The organism is Actinomycetota bacterium, from assembly GCA_018830725.1.
In the GTDB taxonomy this organism is placed as follows: Bacteria; Actinomycetota; Humimicrobiia; order JAHJRV01; family JAHJRV01; genus JAHJRV01.
The window spans coordinates 1-16,906 of record JAHJRV010000056.1 but is presented as its reverse complement, the minus strand read 5'-3'; the positions used below and the strand labels follow the sequence as shown (position 1 = coordinate 16,906).

Annotated in this window: 11 protein-coding genes and 1 tRNA gene; all 12 read left to right on the top strand. The window is 33.8% G+C overall.

Translation table 11 applies throughout. The features are described 5' to 3' along the window. Positions 1–76 precede the first annotated feature (76 nt). The 12 genes from era (at position 77) to KKC53_02760 (ending at position 16,325) form a co-directional block, all read left to right on the top strand. Complete coding sequence (gene era, locus KKC53_02815; protein MBU2598096.1) at positions 77–973, top strand: GTPase Era; 897 nt, start codon at positions 77–79, stop codon at positions 971–973. A gap of 175 nt (positions 974–1,148) precedes the next feature. After that, complete coding sequence (gene recO / locus KKC53_02810) at positions 1,149–1,904, top strand: DNA repair protein RecO (protein MBU2598095.1); 756 nt, start codon at positions 1,149–1,151, stop codon at positions 1,902–1,904. 131 nt (positions 1,905–2,035) lie between these two features. Continuing rightward, positions 2,036–2,917, top strand: a complete 882-nt coding sequence (locus KKC53_02805) for a glycine--tRNA ligase subunit alpha (GenBank protein MBU2598094.1) — start codon at positions 2,036–2,038, stop codon at positions 2,915–2,917. Beyond that, positions 2,910–5,093 (top strand): glycine--tRNA ligase subunit beta, encoded by a 2,184-nt coding sequence (gene glyS / locus KKC53_02800; GenBank protein MBU2598093.1) that lies wholly within the window; start codon positions 2,910–2,912, stop codon positions 5,091–5,093. The genes KKC53_02805 and glyS overlap by 8 nt, the downstream gene beginning before the upstream one ends. A gap of 296 nt (positions 5,094–5,389) precedes the next feature. Next, positions 5,390–8,035, top strand: coding sequence for a pyruvate, phosphate dikinase (gene ppdK / locus KKC53_02795; GenBank protein MBU2598092.1), 2,646 nt, complete (start codon positions 5,390–5,392; stop codon positions 8,033–8,035). Positions 8,036–8,105: 70 nt separating this feature from the next. Further along, positions 8,106–9,980 (top strand): DNA primase, encoded by a 1,875-nt coding sequence (dnaG, locus tag KKC53_02790; GenBank protein ID MBU2598091.1) that lies wholly within the window; start codon positions 8,106–8,108, stop codon positions 9,978–9,980. Between the two features lie 72 nt (positions 9,981–10,052). Further along, a complete protein-coding gene (gene rpoD, locus KKC53_02785; GenBank protein ID MBU2598090.1) occupies positions 10,053–11,123 on the top strand; it encodes an RNA polymerase sigma factor RpoD in 1,071 nt (356 codons plus the stop codon). Between the two features lie 51 nt (positions 11,124–11,174). Then, positions 11,175–11,250: transfer RNA gene (locus KKC53_02780), tRNA-Asn, on the top strand. Positions 11,251–11,479: 229 nt separating this feature from the next. Next, positions 11,480–13,774: a S8 family serine peptidase gene (locus KKC53_02775; protein MBU2598089.1), complete on the top strand. Its 2,295-nt coding sequence runs from the start codon at positions 11,480–11,482 to the stop codon at positions 13,772–13,774. A 164-nt stretch (positions 13,775–13,938) separates the two neighbouring features. Then, positions 13,939–14,184, top strand: a complete 246-nt coding sequence (locus tag KKC53_02770) for a hypothetical protein (protein ID MBU2598088.1) — start codon at positions 13,939–13,941, stop codon at positions 14,182–14,184. Between the two features lie 106 nt (positions 14,185–14,290). Next, on the top strand, positions 14,291–15,226 hold the full coding sequence (locus tag KKC53_02765) for a DUF1460 domain-containing protein (protein MBU2598087.1): 936 nt from the start codon (positions 14,291–14,293) through the stop codon (positions 15,224–15,226). 370 nt (positions 15,227–15,596) lie between these two features. Next, positions 15,597–16,325: a GerMN domain-containing protein gene (locus tag KKC53_02760; GenBank protein MBU2598086.1), complete on the top strand. Its 729-nt coding sequence runs from the start codon at positions 15,597–15,599 to the stop codon at positions 16,323–16,325. Positions 16,326–16,906 lie beyond the last annotated feature (581 nt).

Below are 16,906 nucleotides of genomic sequence, written 5' to 3'. Positions count from 1 at the left end.
TGTATATTAATATTAATTATCAGGTGTTGGATATTTGTTGTAAGGTATTAGATATTAATTGTCAGGTATTAAAATAATGGAAAAAAAATTTAAGTCTGGGTTTGTAGGAATTTTGGGAAGAACCAATGTTGGAAAATCAACATTGGTTAATAGCTTAGTAAAACAAAAAGTTGCAATAATATCTCCAAAACCGCAAACCACACGTAGAAGGATAAGATGTGTTATAAATAGAGAAAATTATCAAATGGTATTTGTGGATACCCCTGGAATTCATAAACCTCATGACAAACTTGGAGAGAGATTAAATGCTGCTGCATTAGGTTTTTTAGAAGAGATGGATGTAATTTTATTTATGATTGAAGCAAGTGGTGCAATCGGAAAAGGAGATAAGTTTGTTGCTGAAAAACTAAATTCAATTGATAAGCCAAAAATTTTGGTATTAAACAAAATAGATTTAATTGATGAAGACGAAATTAAGAAGAAGATATCTGAAACAGAGAAGTTAGGAAAATTTGAAGAGATAATACCAATATCTGCAAAATATAATAAAAATTTGGATATCCTATTAGAATCATTATCTTGTTTTATCCCATATGGACCTCCCTATTTCCCTGAAGATATGTTCACAGATCAACATCCCAAATTCTGGGTGTCTGAAATAATTAGGGAAAAAGCTTTGGAAAATTTGAGAAAGGAGGTTCCACACAGTATTGCAGTAGAAGTAGAGAAGATGGAAAAGAGAAAGGATAAAGATATAATTGAAATAGAAGCTACACTTTATGTTGAGAGGGACTCGCAAAAAGGCATAGTTATTGGCAAAAATGGTAGTATGCTAAAGAAAATTGGTAGCTTAGCCAGGAAAGAAATTGAACTATTTTTAGGTGAAAAAATTTTTATGAGATTATGGGTAAAGGTTAAAAAAGATTGGAGGAAGGATGAATCCTCCATAAATAGATTCGGTTATACTTCTTAAGTTATCCTCTCCCTTGGTGGGAGAGGGAAAGGGAGAGGGAATTCTCCCCTCCCCTTGTGGGAGGGGGTAGGGGGAGGGTAAAATGCCTTTAGAAATATACCATAAAGCTTATGTCAATAATGTCTAGTTCTGAAATGATAAATATAAATATTAATTCTAATTTTATTTTTAAAAAATGCCAACTTATAAAACTAAAGCAATTATACTTTCATATATGAAATTTAAAGAAGCTGATAAAATTATAAGAGCTTACTCACCTCATTTCGGAAGAATATCTGCGATAGCTAAAGGTGCAAGGAAAACAAAAAGCAAATTTGGAGCTCGTTTAGAACCATTTTCATACTGTGAACTTGTTCTATATAAAGGTAGAAATTTAGACATAATTACACAAATTGAGATTTTAGAATCATTCTCTAATATTAGAGAGAGTCTAAAAAAACTTGCATATGCATATGTAATTGCTGACCTTATATTAAGAAGTGGTGCAGAATCAGACCCTACAAATATCTTTCCATTCTTCTTATTTAGTCTTAGAGAATTGCAAAAAATAGACGATTCTCTCTTAAGACAATGGTTAATAACATTTCAATTAAAATATATCATTTTATCAGGATATAAACCTATTTTAGATAAATGTTCCCTGTGTGGTAGAAAAATAGAAAAACTAACAAAAAATGCATTTAGTTTTAAACATGGTGGTTTATTGTGTAGTGATTGTTCAATTAAAGAGGAAACACCAACTATTTTAGAAAACGAGGCAATTGAAATGCTAAGAGATTTATCTGAAAAGGATATTAAAAATTGGAATGAAAATACTTACAGTGACTTAGCACAAAAAGAATGTCAAAAAGTTTTGGAAAATTATATTTACTATTATTTAGATAGCAAGTTAAAAACCATTCAATTTTTAAGAGAAATAGAACAAATTTAATAAGCGAGATTGCACACCTTGTTCAAAGCAAAGCGAAGGAATGACAAAAAATAGTTTTTCTTGTATATTTATTCTCAATTAAATTATAATTTTCTTTATGTATTTTAAATAAGTGGATTTAAGGAGGTTTTTTGAATTTTCAGGACATGATTTTAAACCTTCATCAATATTGGGTTGATTATGGATGTTTGATTTTACAACCACAAGATTTGGAAAAGGGGGCAGGTACCTTCCACTGGGCTTCTTTCTTGAGATGTTTAGGTCCAGAACCCTGGAAAGCTGCTTATATATCTCCATCCAGAAGACCAACAGATGGAAGATATGCAGAAAATCCTTTTAGAATGCAGTATTTTTATCAATATCAAGTTGTATTAAAGCCTTCTCCACCAGATGTACAGGATATTTATTTGAAAAGTCTGGAATCATTAGGGATTAATTTAAGGGAACATGACATAAGATTTGTTGAGGATGATTGGGAATCACCCACATTAGGTGCATCAGGACTGGGATGGGAAGTCTGGATAGATGGAATGGAGATAACCCAATTCACCTATTTTCAACAAATGGGAAGTATTGAACTTTTTCCTATTACTGCTGAGCTTACTTATGGTTTGGAAAGATTGGCAATGTATATTCAAAGGAAAAACAATGTTTTTGAATTGAAATGGAATGATAAGATTACATATGGAGAGATTTATAAAGAAGCAGAGAGTCAATGGTCAATTTATAATTTTGATGTAGCAGATGTTAAAATGTTAAAAAAACAGTTTGATATGTGGGAATTAGAATGTAAAAAAGCCTTGGAGAAAAAGCTAATATTTCCTGCTCATGAATTAGTTTTAAAATGCTCCCATGCTTTCAATATGTTAGATTCAAGAGGAGTAATATCAGTTACTAAAAGAACAAATTACATCAAAAGAGTGAGAGACTTAGCAAGGTTAGTTGCAAATGCATATTTAACTCATAGGGAAGAATTGGGACTTCCTCTTTTAAAAGGTGAAAATATTGGTTAGGGATTTATTATTAGAAATTGGAACAGAAGAGCTACCGTCATCAGCTATTTATTCAGGAATTGAGCAACTTAAAAAAAATGCTGAAAAATCTTTTAAGAACCACAGAGTGAATTATGAAAAGATAAATAGTTTTGGTTCACCAAGAAGGATTATTCTTTATATAAACAGTGTTGAGGAAACTCAATCCCCCCTTGTTACAAAAGTTATAGGTCCTTTTAAGAAAGATGCATATGATAAAGATAACAAACCAACCAAAGTAGCAATTGGTTTTGCTAAAGCTATGGGAGTTGATTTAAACCAATTAGGAGTGGAAAAAGGGAAGAAGGGGGATGTAGTTTTTGCTGAAAAAGTTGAACATGGTAAAGAAACAACAAATATATTACCTCAAATATTAAAGGAACTTGTTGCTTCATTAGAATTTGAAAAATCTATGTTCTGGGATCATCCTGATTTAAGATTTTCAAGACCAATCAGATGGACTCTTTCACTCTTTGGGGATGAATTAGTTGATTTTTCACTAGATGGAATAAAATCGGATAGATTCACATATGGTCATAGATTGTATGGCAAAGAACGCATTTTAATAAATAATTGTTCAGAATATTTTGGTAAGTTGAAGGAAAAATTAGTAATTGCTGATCAAAACTTAAGAAGAAACATAATACTGGGTGAGATTGAGAAAATAGAAGATAAAATTATAGAAAAAATAAAAGATAAGAAGATAAAAGTTAAAATCACTCCAAAAGTGCTTGATGAGGTAGTTAACTTAGTTGAATTTCCACAAATAATAATAGGAGACTACCCAGAGAAATTTTTGAAGTTACCAAAAGAGATTTTAGTAATGGCAATACAATCCCATCAAAGATACTTTCCTGTTGAGGACATAGAGGGAAATCTAATTAACCAATTCATCGCTGTTCATAATGGGCTTAAGGAAAGTGAGGAGCTAATAAAAGAAGGACATCAAAGAGTTTTGGAAGCAAGACTTGAAGATGCTTCATATTCATTTCATAAAGATATTTCAATTAATTTCAGTGATAGAACAGAACTTTTAAAAGGTATAGTTTTTCATGATAAATTAGGCTCTCTATATAACAAAATAAAAAGATTAGAAGAATTAGGGATATATCTTGCTGATATAAATAATATGCAAGATATAATAGATAATTTAAAGCGAACAGTAAAGTTATGTAAAAACGATCTTACGACTAAAATGGTTAGTGAATTTCCAGAACTACAGGGTGTTGTTGGAAAGATTTATACGGACTCTTCTTATATAATCACTTTATATGAACCCTCAAAATTAGGTGGGGAAGAAAAAATTGTATCTGAGGCTATCTATGAACATTACCTTCCGATACAAGCTGATGGCGATTTACCAAAATCAAAAGTTGGCTCTATTGTTTCAGTTGTAGATAAATTGGATAATATAGTAGGAATGTTATTAATAGGATATATTCCTACTAGCTCTCAAGATCCACATGTATTAAGAAGGCAAGCTAATGGAATAATATCAATTGTTTTAAATATTGGTCTATCTTTTCCCTTATCAGATATGATAACTAAAAATTATAAACTTTACAAAGATCAGATACAAACACTCTCTCATTCTAAAAAAACTTTAGAGTTGAGTCAGAAAGAAACTGTAAAGATAGTTAAAGAATTCATTTTGGATAGATTAAAAGCATATTTGATAAGATTAGAACATCCATCTGAACTTTTTGAAGCCATAATAGGTGTAAATGATGAACAGATAGTTAATATCTTAGAAAGAGAATCTGCACTTTTTAATTTTGTAAAATCTGGAAATTTTGAAGATATAATAGTTCCTTATGAGAGATGTTACAATCTTTCAAAAGGAGAAATGTTTTATCCTAGGCTTTATCCTGTAGATGATAAATTACTGTCTCATCCAACTGAGGTTAAATTAACTAATTTAATCAAAACCAGTAAGCGAAAAATCAAAGAACTAATAAATTCTAAGAAATATGATCTAGTCTTAAAAAAACTTTCTAGCTTAAGACCATTAGTTGACAAACTATTTGATGATGTATTAATTATGGAAAAGGATGAAAATATTAAGAGAAACCGTCTATCTTTACTCTCATTATGTGTCAAAACCTATAACATGTTTTGTGACTTTTCAAAAATAATTCATTTTGTATACAAAAAATAAAAATATATTGATTTAAATATACATATTTTTTAAAAAATAACCAATATTTACCCATATATTTAACTATAATTGCTATAATATATAGGGATTAAATATAGTAGTCTTTTATTTGGGCTTTTGATACTTTTCTATAATCAGGGATTGTGTCAAAAGCCTTTATGAAATAAAAATTGATAATAAATAATTATTAGGAAGTTTTTCATTTGTAATTGCGAGCAAGGTCTTGGTTGTCATTGCAAGCGATAGCGAAGCAATCTCAGATTAAATAGTAAAAATAATAGATAGAAAGGAAGAAGATGGAAAAAAAGTATGCTTATTTTTTTGATGAAGGTGGAAAGGAGATGCGCTCATTACTTGGCGGTAAGGGTGCAAATCTCTGCGAGATGACAAAAATGGCTTTTCCTGTTCCTCCGGGTTTTGTAATTACAACTGAAGCTTGCATTAAATATAATGAGCTGGGAAAGGTTTTTCCAGAAGGATTAGAAGAACAGGTAGAAAAATATTTAAAAAAGCTTGAGGATGTTACCAAAAAGAAATTCGGAGATCCAGAAAATCTTCTACTTGTTTCTGTTAGGTCAGGTGCTATGTTTTCTATGCCAGGTATGATGGATACTGTTTTAAATTTAGGATTAAATGACGAATCAGTTAAAGGGTTAGCACAACTAACAGGAAATGAGAGGTTTGCACATGACTCATATAGAAGATTTATTTCCATGTTTGGGGAAATTGTTATGGGCATAGATGGTCTAAAATTTGAAAAGACATTAGGAAGAATGAAAAAAGAAAAAGGATATAAATTTGATACAGAACTAACAACAGATGATCTTAAAGATCTAATTTTAAAATATAGAAATATCATTATAGAAGAAAAAGGGGAAGAATTTCCTCATGAGCCATTAAAACAATTACAAATGTCTGTAAAAGCTGTATTTGATTCATGGTTCACCCCAAGAGCAATTGTTTATCGTAAGGCAAATGAAATTCCTGAGGATTTAGGGACTGCTGTTAATATACAAACTATGGTTTTTGGTAACATGGGTTGGGATTCTGGAACTGGAGTAGCTTTTACAAGAGACCCTGCTAATGGTAAAAAGGTATATTATGGTGAATATCTTTTAAATGCCCAGGGAGAGGATGTAGTAGCAGGAATAAGAACTCCTAAACCACTTATTGAACTAAAAGATGATTTACCTGAAGTGTATGAAGAGTTAACTGGACTTATGGACAAACTTGAAGAACATTATACTGATATGCAGGATCTTGAGTTCACAATTGAGCCAGGAAAACTGTATATGCTTCAAACAAGAACTGGAAAAAGAACTGCAGCAGCAGCACTAAAAATAGCAGTAGACATGCATAAAGAAGGACTTATTTCTAAAGAAGAAGCGGTGAAAAGAATATCACCATATCAACTTGACCAACTTTTGCATCCAAGAATAGACCCTAATGCAAAATTAGATGTTCTAACGAAAGGTCTTAATGCATCTCCAGGTGCAGCAATTGGAAAGGTAATTTTTGATGCTGATAAAGCAGCGGAAATGGGAAAAGATGGTGAGAAAGTTATATTAGTAAGATGGGAAACAACACCTGATGATATTCATGGACTTATAGAATCACAGGGAATTTTAACAAGTCATGGAGGAATGACAAGCCATGCTGCGGTAGTAGCGAGAGGAATGGGAAAACCTTGTGTTTGTGGAGCTGAAGAGATTCATATTGATTATGATAAAAATCAATTTAATGTAGGAAATATTATAGTAAAAGAGGGTGATATTATAGCTATAGATGGTACTAAGGGAAATGTTATACTCGGAGCAGTACCATTAATTGAACCTGAAATAAATGTAGATTTTATTACCTTACTTAAATGGTGTGATGAGATAAGGAGATTAGGAGTTTGGGCAAATGCTGATACTCCTGATGATGCCAAAAAGGCTAGAGAATACGGTGCGGAAGGGATAGGTTTATGCAGGACAGAGCATATGTTTATGGCTGAGGACAGACTTCCATATGTACAAGAAATGATATTGGCAAAGACAGATGAGGAAAGAGTCAAACCACTTGAGAAGTTATGGAGGATGCAGAAAGATGATTTTGTAGGAATATTTAAAGCGATGACTGGTCTTCCTGTAATAATAAGATTACTTGACCCACCTCTTCATGAATTCTTACCTGATTATGTTGAGACATTATTGGAACTTCAAAAACTTAAACAAGAAGGAACATCTGAGGAAGAGATTAAAGAGAAAGAAGAACTACTGAGAGCAATTCGTTCTATGCAAGAAGCTAATCCTATGTTAGGACTACGAGGATGCAGATTAGGTATCACCAGACCAGATGTTTATCATATGCAGGTTAGAGCAATAATAGAAGCAGCTTGTGATGTGATTGATGAGGGTTATGAACCAGTAGTAGAGATAATGATTCCACTTGTAGCAGATAAGATGGAATTAAAGATTACAAGGGAAGAATCTGAGAAGATAATAAAGGAAGTTTTAGAAAAAAGAGGAAAAAATATTCCTTATAAAATTGGAACCATGATTGAGCTTCCAAGAGCAGCATTAACAGCAGATGAAATAGCAAAATATGCTGACTTCTTCTCTTATGGAACAAATGATCTTACTCAGACAACATTTGGTTTTAGTAGAGATGATGCAGAACCTAAATTTATTCCACAATATATTGAATTAAAAATTCTTGAGAAAAATCCTTTTGAGGTTATGGATATTGATGGAGTAGGTAAGTTAGTGGAAATGTCATGTAAATTAGCAAGAAAGACAAAACCAGATATAGAATTAGGTATTTGTGGGGAGCATGGTGGAGATCCCAAATCTATACATTTCTGTAATAAAGTTGGATTAAATTATGTGAGTTGCTCTCCATTTAGAGTTCCTATAGCAAGACTGTCAGCAGCCCAAGCCACCATCAAAGAAAAAGAATAACAAAAACAACAACATTATATGTCATTGCGAGGGACGAAGTCCCGAAGCAATCTCATAATAAAGGACTAAAATGAGTCAATCATATAGGGATTTTAGAGATTCAGGTATTGATGATGTTGAAGAGGTTAGGAATAAAAGCGATATAGTAGAAATTGTTTCTCAATATGTTAAATTGAAAAAATCTGGTAAGAGATATACGGGTCTTTGCCCATTTCATCCAGAAAAGAAACCGTCTTTCACAGTGGATTCAACAAAACAATTATTTCATTGTTTTGGTTGTGAAGCAGGAGGAGACATTTTCTCATTTATCATGAAAATTGAAAACATTGATTTTTCTGGTGCTTTACAACTTTTAGCTGATAGAGTTGGATACACTTTAAGAAGAGATAAGTATGGCATCCCCAGTAGTGAGAGGAAGAAAATCAAAGAAAGACTGTATGAGATTCATAAGCTGGCAAAGAATTTTTATGTAAAAAATCTATATTCAGAAAATGCAGCTCATATTAGAAGATATTTAAATTCAAGAGGCTTCAAATCAACAACAATAAAACAATTTGAATTAGGATATGCACCAAACAGGTGGGATGGTTTAACAAATTATGCAATTAACTCAGGATTTAATGTTCATGAATTATTGCAATCTGGTCTTGCAGTTGAAAGTTCAAAAACTAAGCGAGGTTGTTATGACCTATTTAGAGATAGAATTATGTTTCCAATCTGGGATTTAACCGGGAAGGTAATTGCTTTTGGTGGTAGAACATTAAAAGAAGAGACTGCAAAGTACATAAATTCTCCAGAAACGATGATATACAAGAAGAAAAAGACAGTATATGGAATAAACAAAGCAAAAGAGCAAATAGTAAAAGATGATAGAGTAATTGTAGTTGAGGGATATACCGATATATTAGCTCTTAATCAGGAAGGAATAAAAAATTGTGTTGCTAGTTTGGGAACAGCTTTAACTATAGAACAAATCAGGTTATTAAACAGATTTACAAATAACATCATCACAATTTTTGATGCAGATACAGCTGGAGAGGCTGCTACTGAAAGAGGAATTGAGCTATTAAAGGAATATAACGGTAATATGGAACTGTACCATCAATATAATGTCAATATGTCAGCAGTATCTCTTCCTTCAGGATATGACCCTGCTAAATTTATTATGGAAAAAAAGGATAAGAGTATTATTGATTTAGTAAATAAGGCAGAGCCATTGGTCGATTTTACCTTAAAATCTATTTTAGAAAGAAGAGATACATCAACAATTAATGGCAAATTAAAAACTGCATATGACACAGTGAATTTCATATCGGATCTACCCTCAAGGATATTACAGGAAGAATATATTAAAAAGGTTGCTCAAAAAATTGATATGAGTGAGGAGAGACTTTTCTCTTATTTATCAGATGTGAATAAGAAAAAAAGAGAACAAACCTTAACAAGTATAAGAAGAAAAACTTATCCTAAGGCTGAAGTTGAGTTTGATGAAACAAAAATTTCTCCTCAAACGTCTATTGAACTGGAAGCTATTTCTATAATAATACAAAGCGAAGAAAAACCAAGAGAAATTCTATTTGAGCTTGAAAAAGATGACTTTAAATATCCTCCAGCAAGAGAAATATTTACTCTTCTGAAAGGAGGAATAATAGAAGAAAAGTATAATAAGATATATAATATTATAGATGATCTAACTTCTACAGCCTCAAAAAAGCTTTTCAACAAACTACTATTTGAAGAAAGAAAATATGAAAATCCTCTTATAATATCACGTGAAATTTATTGTCGAATAAAGGAATTTGAATTAAGGCGTCAAATAAGTGATATTAAAGGTGAAATGGCTAAACATGACAGTAAATCTAAGACCTACGATGAGCTGTTTAAGAAGTTATTAAACATCGAGGAAAAAATAAGAAAATTAAAAGAAAGAAAAATATATTATTAAAATATTCATTCTAAAATTATAAATTGTCAATTGGAGGTTTAAATTTTATTGACTGACGAATTACTTCTTGCTATCCCAGAATTAAAAGAACTAATGGAGAAAGGAAAGGAAACCGGTTCCTTAACTACTGATGAGATTGCAGAACATTTACAAGAAATAGACTTAACTATAGATCAAATAGAAGAGATATATGATGCAATTGCAGAATATGAAATAGAAATAGTAGATAAAGGTTTGGTTCAGATTGACCTTGAAGAAGCAAAAAAGCGAGCAAGAGCGGAGATTGAGAAAAAATTAGACCTAACTGTTAAACCACCTACAAATGACCCTGTTCGAATGTATCTTAAGGAAATTGGAAAAGTTGACTTATTAAAACAAGTAGAAGAAGTATTTTTAGCAAAAAGAATAGAAAAAGATGATTTAAAAGCAAGAGCCAAACTTGTAGAAGCAAACTTGAGATTGGTAGTAAGTATTGCTAAAAGATATATAGGAAGAGGCCTTTCATTTTTAGACCTTATACAGGAAGGAAATATGGGTCTTATTAAAGCTGTAGAGAAATTTGATTATAAAAAAGGTTTTAAATTTTCAACCTATGCTACATGGTGGATAAGACAGGCCATAACCAGAGCAATTGCTGATCAAGCTCGAACAATAAGAGTTCCTGTACATATGGTAGAAACAATAAATAAACTTATAAGGACACAAAGACAACTTCTTCTGGAAGGTAGAGAACCAACTGACGAAGAGATTGCAAAAGCAATGGATATAACTCCCAAGAGAGTTAGAGAAATAAAGAAAATTTCTCAGATACCTCTTTCACTTGAAACTCCGATAGGTGAGGAAGAGGACAGTTTCTTGGGTGACTTTATAGAGGATGAGGAAGCAACAGCTCCACCAGATGCTGCTTCATTTAGCATGTTACAAGACCAGATAAGAAAAGTTCTCCATACCTTAGATGATAGAGAAAGAAAGGTAATTCAATTTAGATTTGGTTTAGAAGATGGTTATCCAAGGACATTGGAGGATGTAGGTAAAAGATTTAATGTTACCCGGGAAAGGATTCGTCAGATTGAATCAAAAACCTTAAGTAAACTTCGCCGTAAAGAAATAAGCTCCACATTAAGAGACTTTTTAGAAGAATAATCTCCATTTAAATCATTTTATTAGTATAATAAATTAATATTATATTTACGCTCCCCGGTAGCTCAATTGGTAGAGCAAACGGCTGTTAACCGTTAGGTCGTAGGTTCAAGTCCTACCCGGGGAGCCAATTCTTTTGATACGAACTCTGTTAGTTGAGGGGGGAGTAGATTTCCTTTTCCGTTCTCTAAGAATTTTGACCAACAGATTTCTTTCGACCCCCCTCATTTTTTCAAGAGCAAAAATAAAAATATTGACAGCTTTAATTTAATTTGATATTTTATATACGATGGAATTATCCATAGAAGAATAAGGAAAAAACCGTATTTTAAGAAAAGGGGGAATTTGAAATGAACACGATAAAAACATATCTGATATTATTATTGATAGGTCTTTTGGTTTTAGGTTTTACGGGCGTAAGTTTTGGACAGGATGAGCTTTTTGAAGAAGATGAGATTAGAACTATCAAAGGACCAAAATGGGCTCCAGAGGAGATCATCGTAAAATTCAAAAGGGGTATTTCTGAAGATGTGATCCGTCAAATAAATCAGCGCCACGGGACTTCAGTCCTTTCTATAAGTAAACGTGGCCAATTTATGCGCCTCAGGATCCCCAGCAATAGAACCGTGGAAGAGATGGTGTCGATTTATAGCCGAAACCCAAATGTGGAATACGCTGAGCCAAACTTCATAGCTTCTGCACTTATAACCCCTAATGACCCTTACTACTCCTACCAGTGGCACTTAGATAATTCTATTTATGGAGGTATCCATATGGAATCTGCCTGGGATATTCAAACAGGTAATCCAGATGTCGTCGTGGCTGTAGTAGATACAGGGGTGGCTTATGAGAGTTTCAAGAATTTTCAACAAGCTCCCGACTTAGCCAATACTTCATTTGTAGCAGGATACGACTTTGTCAACAACGATACCCATCCCAATGACGACGAAGGCCATGGTACACATGTAGCAGGGACTGTAGCCCAAAGCACTAACAATAATCTAGGAGTAGCTGGTGTGGCATTTAATGTCTCAATTATGCCATTAAAGGTATTAGACGCAACCGGTTCTGGTACTTATGCAAACGTTGCTGACGGTATTTACTTTGCTGCTGATAATGGTGCTGCAGTAATTAATTTGAGTCTAGGAGGGACTAGCCAGTCTACTACTTTGGAAAAGGCAGTTGCCTATGCTTACAGTAAAGGAGTTACTATTGTCTGTGCTGCTGGAAACGAGTACCTATGGGGAAATTCTCCTTTATATCCTGCTGCCTATGATGCCTATTGTATCGCTGTTGGAGCTACGAGATTCGATGAAACCAGGGCTTATTATTCCAATACTGGTACCTACTTAGATATAACTGCACCAGGTGGAGATTTGAATGTTGACCAGAACAATGACGGATATGGCGATGGTGTCCTACAACAGACCTTTGGCAACAATCCAAAGGACTTCGGTTACTGGTTTTATCAGGGTACCTCAATGGCTGCCCCTCATGTCTCTGGAGTTTCTGCCCTATTAATTGCAAATGGGACCACTGGACCTACTAATGTTAAAAAGGCATTAGAAGATACGGCAGAAGACAAAGGTCCGGAAGGCTGGGATGAAGATTATGGTTGGGGAATAGTGGATGCTTATGCTGCCTTAAGCTATTCTACAGTACCAGTTCATGATGTAGCAGTGACAGGTATATCCGCACTCTCATGGTGTGTTCAAGGAGATTCTATTGATGTTGTAGTGAATGTAGCCAATCAGGGTGATTACGAGGAGGCATTTGATGTCACCTTGACCGATACCACTGATTCTGTGGAAATAGGCAGCCAATTAGTATCCTTACCTGCTAAAGGAACAGCAGATTTGACTTTCACATGGGATACCACTACCTCATCTTTAGCTGACCATATTCTTTTAGCAGAGGCAGGTATAGTCTCAGGAGAAACTGACACAGCTGATAATACCATGACTACAACGGTGACGGTGAAAGAACCTATTCACGATGTAGCAGTTATTGACATCGATGCGCCTTTAGAAGCCTATCAAGGAGATTTGGTTTCAGTTTCTATAACAGTGGAAAATCAGGGTACCTATTCAGAGACAACTACAGTAAGCTTGACTGATACAACAGACGGAGTCCTTATAGGTTCTAAAATAGTATCCCTGAATGCCGGCGATTTAACCATCGTACCATTTGACTGGGGTACCACTGGTGTATCCATAGGCGATCACACACTTAAAGCCGAGACAAGTGTTGTAGAAGGTGAAACCGATACAGCCGATAACTCCATGACCACTAAAGTTACCATAAAGGAGAAGCTTGCCACCACTATGCATATAGCAAATATTGATATGGTCCTTAGTACTAGAATTGCTGGTCCAAATAAATTTATAAGAGCACTTGCAACCGTAACCATTGTTGACGCCAATAATGATCCAGTAGAGGGAGCAACGGTGTATGGTTCTTGGAGTGGTGCTACTTCTGATACCGATTCTGGAATAACTGACACAACAGGTAAAGTAGTCTTAGAATCAGATCAAGTAAAGAATCCACATAGTGGGATAACCTTTACCTTCACAGTGGAGAATGTTACTAAATCAGGCTGTACCTATGATTCAGCTATCAACACAGAAACTAGCGATTCGATAATCGTACCATAAAAAAGCCTGCATATTAAATTTGTTCAACTGCAGGGTTGGGAGAAGATTAGGCTCTCTGTCCTACAGAAGCCTTTGACCATCTTGATTAAGGGCAAAGGCGGACGAACGTACATATTAACTACTTTGTTTTAGCAAAGCGAGGACGCAGGTAGCCAAAAGCCACTGTGCTGATATTGGATAGTTCTGGAACTGGAGTAGAAGGAGCAGAGGTTACTGGGAGTTGGAGCGGAGCTTATAAAAAAACCGGGGTTACTGCCACTACTGATAATAGCGGAAATGCTGTTTTTGAAACTGGATACAAAAAAACTACCGGTATCTTTACTTTCTGTGTGGATGATGTAGTGAAGACTGATTGGACTTATGACTATTCAGCTAATGTAGATGATTGCGATAGCATCCCTTTATATTAAGAATAAAATTCTAAAAATCCTTCTCCTTGTGAGGGACAAAATCCGCTTGATTTGAGCGGGTTTTGTTTTTTTATGATAGTCTAAATTAAAGATGAGAAAAAATTTATTGATAGCAAGTATAATTTTTTTGGCTATTATTTCCACAATAACAGTTTTATATCAGTCCAAAACAGAAAAAGAAAGTAAAATTCCCAGAGAAGGAACTAAAGAAGAAGCAGGTCCGGATAAAGAAGAAGAATTGATTCAAAATAAAAAAATAGATGGGTCTAATTGGCAGTGGGTTAATAATCAAAAGAAATTATATCAATTATCTTCAGTTGAGATTAATTCGATTTTAAAAGAACTTCAGAAGCGGTTTCTGAATAAAGATGAAAAATTAAAAGCTTTATCTATTCTGCGCTTGGGGACTCCCTACCAATTTGGTTGTTTGGGTGAAGAATCAGGGAGAGATAAAGATCCTCTATTTAGATTAGATCTAACAGACTGCACAGGTTTTGTGTTAACTAATGTAGCCTTACTTCATGCTGAGAATTTAACCGAAGCTAGAGAAATGATGAGATCTTTAAATTACCGCCTTAAAGAAAACGAAGAAGAATATAAAACAAGTTTTGAAAATAGATTGCACTTTACCGCCGACCGTAATATGACCTCCCTTTACTTCCAAGATGTTACAGAGCAAATTGCAGGTTTCGATAAAATAAAAGAAAAGAAGGTGATTTTAAACAAAATCAAGCCCGATGGCGAACGTTTAATAGATATTGTTTGGGAGAAAGAAATAATTATAAAATATATTCCTAATGAATATATTACTAAAGAGCTGCTTAGTAGTTTGCCCAAAGCTGTTGGGATTGCTTTCATTAAAGAAGGAGATGAAGAAATTGGGTTGGACGTGAGACACGAAGGTTTTTTATTTAGTAGCGAGTTTCTTTTTCATGCAACTTCAGCACAAGGAGAAGTTATGACCGTAGATTTCTTTAAGTATTATTTTGACAAGGAAGGTGACCCTAAATTCAACGGTATTATATTATTTGATGTAAGGTAAATTTGATGTAAGGTAACTACCCTGATAAAATAAAAGTATGCTCTCATAAAACTATAAAAGGTCGATAATTTAATTTAAAATAAATTATGAGAATAACGACAACTCAGCGCCAAGAAGGGAGTTTTCTGGTAGAATACAATACATGAACAAAAAGATATTTATTTTCTTAATAATAGTTATTATTCTTGGAGGAACTGCAGTATACTTCACAATGTTCAAACCGGGCGAAGCGCCAACCCCTGATATTAATAGTTTTGAAGAATGCGTTTCTGCAGGCTATCCTGTATTAGAAAGTTATCCAAGGCAGTGCAAGACACCCGATGGCAAAACATTTACAGAATATATCGGTAATGAATTAGAGAAATCCGATTTGATACAAATAGATAATCCTCGACCTAATCAAATTATTGAAAGCCCGCTTTTTATTAAAGGAAAAGCAAGAGGCAACTGGTATTTTGAGGCTGACTTCCCAGTTAAACTTTTTGATGATAATGGTTTTCTTTTAGGTATAACAACAGCTCAGGCTTTAGGAGATTGGATGACTGAAGACTTTGTACCATTTAACGCAACCCTTCTTTTTGCGGTTCCTTCTACTCCAAAAGGCAGATTGATTTTAGAAAAAGATAATCCTTCAGGATTGCCAGAGTATGCGGATGAATTAACAATCCCAGTTTATTTCAAAGAGGCATCAGAAGTTTCACAAGAGTTTATGACCGTGAAAATATTTTTGAGCGACTCCCGTTTCGTGGGAGAACCATATTTTGATTGTTCCCGAACTATAGCCGTTGAAAGGCAGGTTCCTAAAACTTTGGCGGTTACCAAGACAGCTATTGAAGCTCTTTTACGAGGAGCAACACAGGAAGAAATTAATCAAGGTTTTGTCTCGAATATAAATTCAGGAGTGAGAATTCAAAAATTAATCATTGAGAATGGTGTAGCCAAAGTTGATTTTGACAAACAGTTAGAATTTCAGGTCGGTGGCTCCTGCCGAGTAGCAGCAATCTGGGCTCAAATAACAGAAACATTAAAGCAGTTTCCAACAGTAGATAGCTTTATAATTTCAATCGATGGTCGAACTGAGGACATTTTACAACCTTAGTTAATAAAGTTGGGGGTAAGATTTTAGCCTTTCAAATTCCTTTTCTTTGACTGATGGATAAGGTTTGGTAAAACGATAGAGAAGGTTCGCAAATATTTACCTTTAGGGAGCCATTCTTATAGTAATAACTAGAAAATCGCGCAATCCGGGGGGAATTTGATCGACAAATTTCTCCCAAAGTTTTTCAGCCCTTTTACTAAAATTTGAAGATTTTAAAATGTTAGAGCTTTTATGTTCATATTCTTTGTGTGTTCACTTATTATGAACATATCATAAATGGGAACAAATTAGTTTAGCTTTTCAATGTTGTAATTTGTTTTAGATTAAGAAATAATTTGACTTTTGTTCATAATTTTGGTATGTTCATTATTAATGAACATAATTAAAAATTGAACAGATAAAGGATAACTATATGATTAGGAAAAATATGGAAAATGAAATACTTCAATATGCTCTGGAAGCATTTAAGAAAAATGTCGTACTGCCAGTTAATATTGAGAAGGAAGTAGAGGTAACTGTGCAGAATTTAAAAGCAGATAGGCTATTGAGAATGACGGTTCAGGGAACTGAATTACGTTTTT